The organism is Shinella sp. (genome assembly GCF_052438155.1).
Lineage (GTDB): Bacteria > Pseudomonadota > Alphaproteobacteria > Rhizobiales > Rhizobiaceae > Shinella.
Genome location: NZ_JBQVPI010000062.1, coordinates 1 through 11,908, shown reverse-complemented (window position 1 = coordinate 11,908; position 11,908 = coordinate 1). Strand labels below are relative to the sequence as shown.

13 protein-coding genes and 1 pseudogene are annotated in these 11,908 nt (G+C 61.1%); 1 reads left to right on the top strand and 13 read right to left on the bottom strand.

Annotated features, from left to right (window positions below):
• The 12 genes from ACT6VE_RS33710 to ACT6VE_RS33655 all read right to left on the bottom strand — a co-directional run.
• The coding region (locus ACT6VE_RS33710; RefSeq protein WP_444802528.1) for a DUF3363 domain-containing protein at positions 1 to 1,189 on the bottom strand (1,189 nt) is incomplete at its 3' end.
• A gap of 691 nt (positions 1,190 to 1,880) precedes the next feature.
• Positions 1,881 to 2,582: a lytic transglycosylase domain-containing protein gene (locus ACT6VE_RS33705; protein ID WP_444562501.1), complete on the bottom strand. Its 702-nt coding sequence runs from the start codon at positions 2,580 to 2,582 to the stop codon at positions 1,881 to 1,883.
• Between the two features lie 289 nt (positions 2,583 to 2,871).
• Positions 2,872 to 3,447, bottom strand: a complete 576-nt coding sequence (locus tag ACT6VE_RS33700) for a S26 family signal peptidase (protein WP_284459199.1) — start codon at positions 3,445 to 3,447, stop codon at positions 2,872 to 2,874.
• A complete protein-coding gene (locus tag ACT6VE_RS33695) occupies positions 3,444 to 4,010 on the bottom strand; it encodes a DUF2840 domain-containing protein (RefSeq protein ID WP_444802527.1) in 567 nt (188 codons plus the stop codon). The genes ACT6VE_RS33700 and ACT6VE_RS33695 overlap by 4 nt, the downstream gene beginning before the upstream one ends.
• Before the next feature lie 116 nt (positions 4,011 to 4,126).
• On the bottom strand, positions 4,127 to 4,399 hold the full coding sequence (locus ACT6VE_RS33690) for a helix-turn-helix transcriptional regulator (protein WP_284459197.1): 273 nt from the start codon (positions 4,397 to 4,399) through the stop codon (positions 4,127 to 4,129).
• 130 nt (positions 4,400 to 4,529) lie between these two features.
• Positions 4,530 to 4,805 (bottom strand): DNA -binding domain-containing protein, encoded by a 276-nt coding sequence (locus tag ACT6VE_RS33685; RefSeq protein WP_444802529.1) that lies wholly within the window; start codon positions 4,803 to 4,805, stop codon positions 4,530 to 4,532.
• A gap of 208 nt (positions 4,806 to 5,013) precedes the next feature.
• Entirely contained in the window at positions 5,014 to 5,289 is a 276-nt protein-coding gene (locus ACT6VE_RS33680) for a transcriptional regulator domain-containing protein (protein WP_444562504.1), read from the bottom strand.
• Between the two features lie 164 nt (positions 5,290 to 5,453).
• Entirely contained in the window at positions 5,454 to 5,777 is a 324-nt protein-coding gene (locus ACT6VE_RS33675) for a DUF736 domain-containing protein (RefSeq protein WP_444562505.1), read from the bottom strand.
• A gap of 843 nt (positions 5,778 to 6,620) precedes the next feature.
• The gene (locus tag ACT6VE_RS33670) at positions 6,621 to 7,538 is read right to left on the bottom strand and encodes a DUF2493 domain-containing protein (protein ID WP_444562506.1); all 918 of its coding nucleotides are present in this window, start codon (positions 7,536 to 7,538) and stop codon (positions 6,621 to 6,623) included.
• Between the two features lie 375 nt (positions 7,539 to 7,913).
• Entirely contained in the window at positions 7,914 to 8,963 is a 1,050-nt protein-coding gene (locus ACT6VE_RS33665; RefSeq protein WP_444802526.1) for a DUF7146 domain-containing protein, read from the bottom strand.
• Between the two features lie 170 nt (positions 8,964 to 9,133).
• Positions 9,134 to 9,379 carry a DUF6117 family protein gene (locus tag ACT6VE_RS33660; RefSeq protein ID WP_444802525.1) on the bottom strand — a complete coding sequence of 82 codons (246 nt, stop codon included), beginning with the start codon at positions 9,377 to 9,379 and terminating at the stop codon, positions 9,134 to 9,136.
• A gap of 321 nt (positions 9,380 to 9,700) precedes the next feature.
• On the bottom strand, positions 9,701 to 10,906 hold the full coding sequence (locus ACT6VE_RS33655) for a DUF932 domain-containing protein (RefSeq protein WP_444802524.1): 1,206 nt from the start codon (positions 10,904 to 10,906) through the stop codon (positions 9,701 to 9,703).
• Between the two features lie 194 nt (positions 10,907 to 11,100).
• Between ACT6VE_RS33655 and ACT6VE_RS33650 the strand changes: the two are divergent.
• A pseudogene (locus tag ACT6VE_RS33650) lies at positions 11,101 to 11,259 on the top strand (SPOR domain-containing protein); the annotation flags it as partial.
• Positions 11,260 to 11,290: 31 nt separating this feature from the next.
• Here ACT6VE_RS33650 and ACT6VE_RS33645 read toward each other — a convergent pair.
• A partial coding sequence (locus tag ACT6VE_RS33645) for a dTDP-glucose 4,6-dehydratase (protein ID WP_444802523.1) occupies positions 11,291 to 11,908 on the bottom strand: 618 nt, incomplete at its 5' end.

Sequence of the window (11,908 nt, the reverse complement as noted above, 5' to 3'; positions counted from 1 at the left end):
GCCAAGGCACAAGCTGAAACCCCAGACCGTTGTCGATCATTGCGAAGCGTCCGGAAGCGAGGTCCACCCGCTGCCGATAGACCCCTTCGACAGGATCTCCCAACCCGCTTGGCTGGATGTCCATACCTGTTCGCCTGGCTATGTCGTTGGCAGCCGCCGTCAGGTCGCGCTTCTTCAGCGTTTCGAGCAAATTCTGCGGCAGCTCGATCTGACCGGATCTAAGCGTCGCAAGGCCGATTTCGACGAGATGGCCAGATCTTTCCTCAAGTGCCTGTGCAACTTCGCGGCCAAAACCTGGCCCGAGCAGGAGCGGCTGCTTCGCTATCAGTTGTTGATCCAGCCATGTAGCACCGCGCGCTGACACCTGATCTGCGAGACTGAGGTCCGACAATCCCTTTAGTGCACTGCGTTCGCGGCCCGACCGATCTGTCCTGTGATGCACTTCAACGATACCGCCAACGGTGGTGTCAGAGGTGGCCTCGTAGCTGGAAAAGCGCAGATGGTGCGCACGCCCATCAACGCCATCGACGATTGCATATGCTGTCCCTGAAAGCTCATCCTGGAAGCCCCGTGCAGCCAGCCTTCCGACGATGTGTTCAGCAGGCATCCTTGCGTGGAGAGAAACCTGTGACAGATTCGCACCCCAGCCTTGCCCTGCCATTGCCCGGTGCACCGTCTTGATTATGTCGCTGCGCGTCTCGAGATCGCGCAGAATCTGCTCAGAATCGCTCCGCATGATCCAGCGGCTCGGCCGCACCTCCGAGGCAAGGCCCATTCGCGCCAGCGCAGTGACACGCCCCACCAGACAGGCATGGAACTTACGGTCATGATCAGATGACGGCCGCAGATCGATCAATCCACCCCGTGCCTTCAAACTGTAAAGATCGTGGTCTAGACCGGTCCATCGTTCGGCCGATATCTCTCGTACCAGTGCATGCTGAATATCCCTTTCGCTTCTGGGACCAAGTTCGATCGTGACGCGTTCTTCGGCTCGAGCACGCATGGTTTCACAGATATAGACTCGGTCGATGACCAGGTCGTCTCCGTTGACCGCCTTCCCGCGCAGCAGGATATGGATATGAGGGTTGTCTGTGTTCCAGTGATCGACCGCAACCCAGTCAAGCCGGGTGTCGAGATCACGAGCCATATCCGCCATCAACTCGCGGGTGTAGGTTCGCAAGTCGGTCAAGTCTGTCGCATCCTCAGGCGAGACGATGAAACGGAAATGATGACGGTCATCACTGCATCTCGCGGCGAATGCCTCTCCATCAGCCGCGGTGCCCTCGGCATCAAAGAGCTGGCCCCGTTCATGCTCCTGCGTAACTCCGTCGCGCTCCAGATACTTGACATGCCGTGCAAGCGGGACCGACCTGAACCGCGTGCCACTGTGGCGTACCACCCTTGCCTTGATCACTACTCGTCGTTGATGCGACAGCCGCTCCGTTCCCAGTCCGGCTGACCGGCCGCGCCCATGCCGTCCCGTTCCCGCGTACTTCCCGCCAGTCCGGGCCAGCGGTGTAGCGCCAACACGCCGGGATGCGCTAACAACCTGCCCTACCAGCGAGCCCGACCTGCCCTTGTAGCGGACATTTTGGTCCCTCGAGGGGCCCATGTATACGTCGAATTCATCCGTGTTCATACCGGCACCTGCGGACGCGATGGCGCCCCACGGGCTGGCTTCATGCCGCTAAAGCCGAACCGCGACAGCAGAACCAGAAAAACTGCGGCGCTAATTTTTTCATAGATACAGACACATCCACCCTGAGCGACGCCGCTGCTTTTATCTCGCCATCCTGCCAACCTGCTATCTGCGCACGCCTCCCTCCTTGCCCACCCAACGCCAATGCACTCCAGCAATGGCCGTTGGCACCCAATATCGATCATTGCGGCTTGCTTCTGGCGATGGGTGCAAAAACAGGATCTGGTGAAGGCGGTGCAGCAAGGTGTGGGTCGATTTCACCTTCCCTTTCACGAACCGTCCGGGACGCAATTTGAGGGGCTGACCTGACGGAAAAGAGCGCCGAATGTGTCCAGGAAGGAACTGGCGGATGCGTGCGAACTTCACCCGGCTCTGCTGGCACGGCGCTTCCGTCTTGCAGCCGTGGTGCGATTTTCGCGATGTAGGCCCGAGTTTCGGCAGGCAGCGGCCGCCCTTTGTCGCGCCATTCTCGATAGCGCCCGGGTCCTGCATTATAGGCAGCAAGAAAACCAGGTGTGCCGTAGCTGTCGTACATTTCGCGCAGATAGGCTGTACCCGCCAGAATGTTGTCCCGAGCATTGAACGGGTCATGGCCCAGTCCGAGCCGGACACGCTGCCGCGCCCAGGTTGCGGGCATAAGTTGCATCAGACCCATTGCGCCTGCGTGCGAGATCGCGCGCATATTGCCTGCGCTTTCGGCGCTAATCAAAGCGTAAATCCAGGTTTTCGGCAGGCCAAAGCGCAGCGATGCTTCTGACACATAGCCATCAATATCCATGGTCGAAGGTAGTGCGTGGCATACCTCGCTCCGTATCGGCACCTGTGCGCCGATTGCCGAAGCCCAGACAGAAGCCGCAAAGCAAAGCAGATGGCGGCGCTGCATATCTCACCCTTTCATTGCGCCCGCGGGCGGCGCTGGCCTATCTCTCGATGGACAATTTCTTCAAGGCGAGGCGGTATCTGCGCAAGAAAGCGGGATAGCCGAGACATCGCCATTCGGAAGGTTCAAGCAGCAATGCGGGTGCTCATCTGGAGATGCGTCTTGTGCGGAGGTCGACCGGCGAGCATGCGCATTGGGAGACGGTGGATCACTCCTCTGCAGGTCTGGCGCATCGCGCCCGTGCACAGTCTGAATGTCAGCCGCTGCGGGGCCGACGCAGGCGCCAGCCATTTCAATTTCCCTTAACTGAGGAGCGAAACGGTGCAGCATGGGGATCAGCAAACCGGACAAGCCGTCCGTCCTGCCGCTCGCGGGTGAGAACGGGAAGAGCACGGCCAATGACCGAACCTGCGTCCAGCACCCCGAAGTAGCGTCCGTCGAAGCTGTGGGCTTGGTCCGGATTGAGTGTAAAGATGTCGCCCTTGCCGAGTCTTTTGCAGCCGCTCCAGCGAGGTAGCGGGCGGCCAAGCGTGTCTCTCGCGCGCGCAATCACAACGAGCCTGCCATCGATCATTATCCCGTGCCGGAACCTGCAGACCTGCTGACCTGATATTGCCGCAACGCGCTTGAGGAGTGGCAAGCCACTTGGCAGATATCCGCGGCGCTCGAGTATTATGCGCAGCGCAGGTGGCGGCTCGATTGCCACCCTGTCTCCGACCGAGAGTTCCTTGGCCTCGGCTATCCAGTATAACCCGGTCGGCACCGACCCAGAAACGTTCCAGACCAGCGGATGGCGCTCAGGCAGCACGACCGAGAGAGCTGCAAGGGTCCCCGCACCTGCAGCAAGGAGGATGGCGAGGCGCTTCATGATGCCCGTGTTTTTTGAGCGAGCGAGGCATGTCCGATACCGATGTTGCGGCGATGTGCCAACATTGCTTCGCTAAGCCGGAAGTGGATGTCCCGCCAGCATGCGGCAGGGATTGCACACGGGTCGATGCCGAGTTCTTCGATCGCATCAATCAAGGCAAGAACGCGCCTGACCTTGCGCCAGCTGCGCACGGAAAGCAGAAGCTTTGCGCCAGGACTGATATCGGGCACATCCGTGAACGCGTCCCTGGGACCGACGGCTTGCAGGACGTCTATTCGAGAAAGAACAGTGCCCTGATGGTGCGAAGCCCAGCGGACAACGGCAAAGGTCTGGCCTGGTGCATAACACTCAACGCGGCGCCTTTGAGCATTGATGCAGGTGGCGACGGGTTTGCCAAAACGCAGCCAGTGCTCGCACGCCCCATGGTTCCAATAGAGCTCGACCTGGCAGAGGTCGGCGCTTTCAGAGCCAGGCGGCCTTGATGGGATGCCAAGCTCGTGGTCCTGCGCGGGTGCCGTGCGGAAAACTGGGGGCCTGCCATCTACCGGTCGTTCGCACGTCATCGCGACCATTCCTCAGATTTGTGTTCCAGAAGCGGTGAAGGGAACGGGAGGCAAGGCAAGAGTGCATTGCCTGCATCGAGGTTGGCGCCAAGGAAAACGCAACGGGGCATCGCACGCTACCTGCGCACCGGCGGGGTATATCCATCAAGCCGTTTGGCCGGATGGACGGCGCTTTTCCCCGGATCGCTGGTCGATTGACGCAGGCCTTTCTCGGCCCAGGCGTCAAGGTCGCTGATCGCGTAGACGATGCGCCCCCCCAGTTTGCGATAGGCGGGGCCCGTGCCATAGCAGCGGTGTTTTTCAAGCGTTCTGGCTGACAGCCCCAGATGGACGGCAGCATCGGGTGTCCGCAAAAAACGGGCTGTGACAGGCGTGGGAATGGATGTCATCGACAAGCTCCGGGTCATTCTTGGACCAGCGGCGCATGATCGCTGGCAATTGTGATGCTTTTGGGCCACGACCATGCCTCGGACGGAGTGACACTTTTGATGCGGTGATTGCAGGTCACCCTGGCAGGAATCATCCGTGGCGCAAAAGGCTGACATGGCCGCCTTCGGTCAACTGGCGGGCCTGCCGGATCAGGCGCAGGGTGTGCCTTCGTTCGCCAGAGCCCTTCCAGACGGGCCCGGCGAGGGGTCCGTGTCGGGGAAAGACAATGGCAAAGGCGATGTCGCGAGCCGATGCGCCCAGCACAATTGCATCTGCAATTGCGAGCAGCCGAACAAGGTGCGCGCGCTGGTAGTCAGTGGGACCGACGCTTGGGGTCACACCCGCTTTCCGGCCCGTGGCACGCACGTAGCGCGATGCTGCGTGCAGGCGGACAGCAAGCAGGTCATCTTGGCCAACAACAATGCAGGGCGCCTCGCGGCCGGAGTTGTGGCGCAGGCATAGGCGTAGCCGTGACGTGCCGTAACCAAGGACAAGATGGTGGTCGTGCCGATCGCAGCAGTGAGTGAGCAGCCGCCAGCTCTGCGGAATCAAGCTGCAGTCAGGGCCACCTGTTTCAATGACCGTAACGCCCGGCGCACAGACTGGCGACCACAGGGCCGGATGGGATCTTGGGCAGGCGTGGGGATCCACGGGGAAAGCACAGGCCCCAACGCCCGGCCAAGCCCTCCCGATTGTCGATATCTGAGCGGGTTTGCGGATACTCCAATCTTGCATGGTAGCGGCGATAGGCCGGATTGCGGCACAGAAACGCCTGAGCAAAATCTGCAAAGTCGTATGTCTGGAAAGTGTCGGTCCCGCACGAGCCCTTTCCTTGATGATTGGACGCCATACCCGCAAACCCCTTTCGGATCGATCAGCCAAGGCTGGGCAATAAGGCTGCTCGGCAGAACTGCCGATCCGGGTACAGGCTTATACCCTCTCGGGTATCGATAATCGAACACGATGCCGGCCATGGCCCCGCCCGGCAATGGCCGGGCGGGGCGCAGGGGTCTCTCAGTCGCCGCTGCTGGGGCGGCGCTGCCGGGACCAGATCAGGTTGTGAGCCTTGCCGACTTCGTCTTCGAAAAGGTTGGCGAAGATCGGTCCACTGAAGCTGGGGTCATCAAGCTTGACCGAGAGGTAGTCGCGACCTTCGTTGGAGCAGCGGGTCCAGGCAGCCCCGATTTCGGTTTTCGCTACGTACACCCGGTGCGAGGGAGCGTTCTCGTTTGCGCTGTTTTCGGGAAGAATGCGAACATTCTTGTGTTGCATTGCCAGTGTCATGATCTCGCCCTTGTACTCGTTGTCGATCTTGGTGAACGTTCCGATGATAGCCATGATGAGTTCCTTCAGATGAGTCGTAGCTGCGCCCATCGCAGCCTCGACGGCGCGAACAGGGCAGGGGCCTGCGCCCGCTGCACCCGTCAGGGCCGGAACGCAGGTGGAGGACGGTGCGAAGGCGGCTTTGTTGGCCCGCGAGGAATGGGCGGGACGCCCAGGGGAAGAAAGCCGTCGCCAGCACCATTGCAGCAAGGGTCAGGCGGCAACGCCTTCCCCTGCTAGATCGGGCCTTGCAAGAGGCAGCCATGGGCTCTGCTTTCGCCTGATGCGCGGACCTTGGCGAACCGATCAAGCGGCCAGATCATCTGGTTCAGACCGTAGAGTCTGCCTCGCGCGGCATGCCTCGAGAAAATCTCGTCGCCCTGCAGGGATAACCGGCGGTGTGAACGCCTGCTCGACAGTAACGGCTGCAACGCCCCTGCGACGCCATCGGGGCCGCCCCGAAGGCTGCAGGCCGAGGCTTCCGCACCGCCAGGCGATACCGACATCGAACCCGGTCTCCTGGCCGAATTCGGTCCCATGGTTCTCTTCTGCATCACGACGGAATGCGGCGCCGCGGCACCGCGCAGGATGGTGGTATGCAGAGTATACCGTTGCCAGCTCGGGCAGGAATGGGCGCCCCTGCAGTGACGGCAAAGCTGCCAAAGCAGGCTATGTCCGTCTGGTGCGTCACCCGGCAAGCCGGTCCTTCGTGGCTTGCGATCAAGATGTCACCCAGAATGTCAGGCCCGGCGGCAATTGAGCACTGATATGGAAAGGCACATCCCGGTTCACCTTCGAGGCGATCTGGAGCAAGCCTGGGCAACAGGGATGGCCCTTTTGCTGGACCAGGCCCATCGATCACTCGATGGTCCAGACCGGGATGCCCATCTTGCGGGCCTTGTCCACAAGGTTGGCATTTATGCCGTTGCCAGGGCAGGCAACCAGCGCCTTGGGCAGAATCTCGAGCATCTGGTCGTTGCGGCGGAAAGGGGCCGCCTTTTGGAAGCGGCCCCAGTCAGGCCGGAAGGCAACGTGCACAATCTTGCGGTTGCGGGCCCAAAGGGCAGCTATATGCTCGCCTCCAGTGGAGTTGCCGCCATGGAACAATACCATGTCGGGGTACTTCGCCAGGACCTTGTCGAGTACATTCCAGATTCTTTTGTGATCGTCATAGGCAGGTCCTGACGTGAACGCGATCCGCGTTCCTGTCGGCAACAGCGGTTCGGTTTCGCACCGGCGCCTTGCCGCCAGGAAATCACGGCTGTCGATCATGCTGGCAGTGAGGGTACGGTGGTTGACCAGCGATCCGGTGCGCGGGGTCCAGGCCTTGCGGAAGTGTGCCTCGAACTGGTCTGATGCGGCTTCGCGAAGAAACTCCAGCACGTTGCGCCGCTCGATCAGGCCGATACCCTCGCGAATGAGCCGTTCGAGCTCGACGGACTTCACTTCCGACCCGTCCTGTTCGCGCTGGCCGCGCTTCTGTGCATCCTCGTTGTCGTCGAGTTCGCGCTGGATGCGACTCATGGCGCGGTGAAAGAGGTTGGCAAGCTGCCAGCACAGGTCTTCGAGGTCGGGTTCGAGCCTGGTGTCGATCATCGTCGAAATCAGGGCATCGAACATGTCGGACACAGCGCCGGTGGCAAGCCGGTCGTCAGGAAGTGGCCTTGTATCGGCTTCGTCGGAGAAGGGACGGTAACCATAAAGGGCGATCTCGTCGAGAAGATGGGCGGTGGCAGACGCGGCATTCTCGGGTTCGAATGAGAATGGCTGAGGCATGATGGTGGTCCTTCTGACTGTTCGAGCCGGGCACCCTGCCCGGCCTTCCAGCGATCCCTCTGACCGGAAGGAGTGCGGGTGCATCCGCATCGGAACACGGGAATTTCGTCAGCAAACATGTCCCAAGGACCGCAGCGCAGCGGAGGATGGCGAAGCTGTGGCTATTTTGTTTCGCGACGGAAAGGCGTGGTAGAACCATTCGGATTCTAACCTTGACCGCGCCGCCGGAAAATAGCCGCAGTGCAGCCATTGCGCGCGAGAACTCCTGCCGGTCAATCGGATCGCTCCCAGAGAAGGCTGGGGTGGGACCGGCGCATGGTCGAGGAAACAGCAAGGCCGTGCAGGCGATGAACACAACAGCTGTTTGGAGTGCCGTCAACTGGCCGAAAAGCGAGCCCGGTCGTCGGGATGGATCTGGCCGAGCAACTGATTTGCCAATTGGGTGCGTCCTGTTTGCAGCAGGTCATCGTTGAAATCACCGAATGTCGGCGTCAGCGGCATGAGCGCGATCCCCGCCTCGTGTGCACGGTCAGACAAGATTGCCAGTGCTGTATCTCCCGCGGCATCGCGGTCGCGTGCCACATAGAGACGGACCAGACCTCGCGGGAAGGAAAACGCTGCAAGATGCGAGGACGACGTTGCAGCTGCCAGCGGCATGGCTGGCAGCGCCTCGCGCAGCGATAGCATGGTCTCGAGGCCCTCTCCGACGGCAAGCACGCCGTTGCAGGCACCAAAACGGATCGCATGCCCCAGAATGTCGCCCAGCGCGCGGCGCGGCGACGCGACCGCCGCTTTTGACTTGCCGCTCGGATCAAGCCAGGTGCGATGAATTCCTGTCTGAACGCCCCGGTTTCCGGTAACCGAAGCCACAAGGGCGGGGAACGCCTGGGGAATGCCAGGTATATCGGCAGCCGCGGGGCGGTAGAAGCAGCGCGGGTGGAATCGAAGCGCTGCAAGTCCATGAATCCGCGTGATCCCGCGCTCGCGAAGATAGAGCGCGCCCAGTGTTCCACAGACCGGCCGAGACGCTGCAAACAACCGCCTTGCTGCAACCGGCGAACCTGCGGCAGCCCTTTGCGTCCTTGCGTCAACTGCAACCACGGGAGAAACCGTTCTCGGCAGGAGCAGAAACTGCCGGGCCTCATTGATAGCATCGGCAAGCCGGGCATGGCCCCGGTTCAGCCGGATAAGGTCGAGCAGGTCGCCGTGCTCGCCAGTGGCAGCATCGACCCAGTTGCCCACCCTGCCGCGCTCGCTTTCGAACAGGCGGACATAGAGGCTGCGTCCCGGATCGCCTGCAACATTGCCGACTGTCCAGTAGCGCCCCTCGCGCCTGCCGGCCGGCAGATAATGCCGGCATACGGCGAGCGCGTTTTGGGCAAGGCGATGCGATGTATCTGCCGCATGACTGGGAAACTGTTCCATGTCACACCGCCCTTCTGGTACAAGGATAGATCAGGGCATAGCGGCTCGGCAGCAGCCTCGGCCTCCGACAGGATCTGCGTGCAACTCGTGGGCACCGATGATGATCAAGCGCAGGGGCGCAGGAGCGCCCAAGGACGCCTCCGGTAATGGGAAGGGTCATGTCTGTATCCTCAGGATTGGAGGTGATGCCCATTGAAAGGGTCAGGCGACGGGATATAGGCCTCGTAGGGATTGCCAGACGCAAGGTGGCCAAATGGAGTCATCACAAACGCTGAATGTGTGCAGCCTGCAGCGCAAAGCACATAGCGCGGCTCACCGCTGTCGGCTGCGGTGCATTCCATCAGCGCAAGGTCACCGGCCCGTGCGGCCCTGACGAGAGTGTCAAAATTGCTGCGGACATGTTTTGGGATGGCCATGGTGTGGCTCCTTGATGCTGTGGTGACGGCGCGCATGCGACAAGGCGCGGAACGGCATCTGCCGCTCCGTGCTTCACGTCATTCTGCGGCAGCCGGTATGGCCGCTCCCGATATTCTTCTGGCTCAGTACCAACTGCGAGAAGGGAATGTCGCGCGAGGAACTCAGCACGAGCCTGGAAGCTGACTTGGTCATGATCGAACTCCATGACGCACCGCCCGGGAGCCTCTCTCCCAGACTTGGGTCCGCCACAAAGGCAAGTGCCGCCCTCTCACTTTCGAGAAGACAGCACCAAGCCAGATATCCGTGAAATTGCAGGCGTGTCAGTGGACCCGATCGAGCAGCCTTTTGGCCCTGCCCTCAAGGTCGAGCCGGGCATCCTGATGGGACTTGCTGCGGGCAAGCGCGGTGATGCCCTGCACGAAGTCGAAAACCGATTCGGGCGGGCGGCCATCCTCGCGCAGGACCGTCTCGATAACCCTAGCCGACTCGGCCCTCGAGAATCCACGCGACCTGAGGAAATGGCTGCGATCCTCGTCAGTTCTCGCCACGATCCGCTCGCGGGCTGCCCGGATGCCGTTAATGAAGGGTTGCGGGGAGGAATTCGCGAAATTCAGAAGAGCAGGGGCAGCTTCGTGAGCAAAGCGGCTTGCGGCATATTTGCTGTGCCGGATACTGATTTCCTGAAAGTCCTCGACCCCCCACAGATTGCGGTTCTGACAGACTGCCCGCAGGTAGAAGCTTGCAATGCCCAGCGTCCGCGCTCCGACTTCGGAGTTCCAGCAGTAAAAGCCGCGGAAGAACAGGTCGGGCGAGCCATAGGGAAGGCGCCCTGCCTCTATCGGATTGAGATCATCGACAAGGAACAGGAAAACATCGCGGTCCGAGGCATACAGCGTGGTGGTGTCGCGGCGGACATCAACATGGGGATTGTATATCCCAGTCGACCAGTCGAGCATGCCCGGAACCTTCCAGCGGGTATCGCCGGTTCCGTTGCCTGCGATACGCTGCACCGCGTCGACCAGTTCATGGTCAAATATGCGGCCATAATCTGGGCCGGTCACCGCGCGCAGGTCGATCCGGTGCGCGGACGCCACAGCCTCGGTTTCCAGGATCTTGATCTGCTCGACACGGTTCGAATTCAGGCCGTACTGGAGGTTGATGGCTGCAAGGGAAGCTGGAAGCTGCCGCAAATAGGCGGCAGGCGCTCCCACCTGAGCCGCCAGCTGGCCGAAGCTCCAGTGTGTCGGGCTGACCGGTGCGTCGGATCCTGGAAACATCAGCGCCAGGCGATCTGGATCATTCCGGTTGGCCTCGACACGAATACCCCCGGTATCCACCACGCGGGTCCGGCTGCGCTCCGTGCGGTGCCTGACGGAAGCCCCAAGATCATCCAGCGACAGGAACCTCTGGTCATCGGGCCTGGAAAACCACTCCGATGACACCCGTCCCACCCGTTCCCCGCGCGAGACATCGACCCTGTAACCGCTGCTCACACCGGACTGCGATGCTATAATCTCCATGTTCATGACGCAAACCTCCATGACGGACAGCCGGGAGCCTTTCTCTCGGTCCTCAACCCGTCACGGCAAAGCCGCCCCCCTCTCACTCTGCCGGACTGGCATTCATTGTCCCCGCGCTGACCGCGCTAGGACAAGGAACATAGACCGCACCCTGAACATCAGGCGGCAACAAGGAGGCTTGACCTCAGCAGGCGGAAAGCCGGGGCCTGGCGGCTTTCAACGCCTGCATGCGCAACAATGGCCACTGGTTCAGAGTGCGTGCGGGGCCCCTTGCATCCGAACGCCGCGCCCTCAGGAGCAGGCTGACCAGCCTGCGGAAAAGAGCGCGCCTGAGCCCCGCTCAAAAACAGGCTTGCTAACCCCGCGCTGCTCGAGCGAGCTACGGACCGGTCATCTGACCGAGGACATTCCGAGGCGTTCGCCTGCGTAAACTTGAGAACGCAGCGGTTCCCACCAGGCCCGGTTATTCAGGTACCAAAGCACCGTTCTTCGCAGACCTGAATCGAAGCTCTCAAGCGCATGCCATCCAAGCTCGCGCTCCAACTTGGATGGATCGACAGCATAGCGACGATCGTGACCGGGCCGGTCAGCCACAAATTGGACGTGGGTACGGTGAGGAGATTTCCTTGGCAGGAGTTCGTCCAGCAGCGTGCAGATCGCCTCGACGACCTGCAAATTGGTACGCTCGGCTCTAGCCCCGACATTATAGGTCTGACCTGGATGGCCGCTGTTCATCATCAGCTCCAGCGCGCGGACATGATCGCCGACAAAAAGCCAGTCGCGCACATGGTCGCCATTGCCATACACTGGCAGTGTTTTGCCTTCGATGGCCTTGACGATCATCTGTGGAACAAGCTTCTCGCAGAACTGGTACGGCCCGTAATTGTTGGTGCTGTTCGAGATCAGGACTGGCAGGCCGTACGTTCGGTGCCAGGCCTTTGCCAAGTGGTTCGAGGCAGCCTTGGACGCAGAATAGGGCGAGGATGGATTGTATGCGGTGTCCTCTGT